Genomic DNA, 266 nt, shown 5'->3' with positions numbered 1-266 from the left:
GTGGGTGATGAGAATGGAAGTTCCCAGGTTTTTCTTCAGTTGACGCATCATATGCAGCACCTGCGCCTGAATGGTAACATCAAGGGCAGTAGTTGGCTCATCGGCAATAAGCAGCTCCGGTTCCAAAGACAGGGCGATTGCGATTACTACACGCTGCTTCATACCACCGGAAAACTGATGCGGATACTCTCTCTTTCTGCTGGCAGGAATACCAACCATCTCCAGCATTTGATCCACTTTCTTTTCCATTTCTTCATCGGAAAGAT

The 266-nt window shown here is 47.7% G+C and carries 1 protein-coding gene; it reads right to left on the bottom strand.

Features of this window, described 5'->3' with window-relative positions; translation table 11 throughout:
• On the bottom strand, positions 1-266 hold a 266-nt coding region (locus tag D1841_RS18370), incomplete at both ends, for an ATP-binding cassette domain-containing protein (RefSeq protein WP_166554399.1).

This window comes from Neglectibacter sp. X4 (assembly GCF_009917365.1).
GTDB lineage: Bacteria > Bacillota > Clostridia > Oscillospirales > Acutalibacteraceae > Acutalibacter.
The sequence above is the reverse complement of the archived record's forward strand: the minus strand, read 5'-3'. Positions and strand labels throughout refer to the sequence as shown.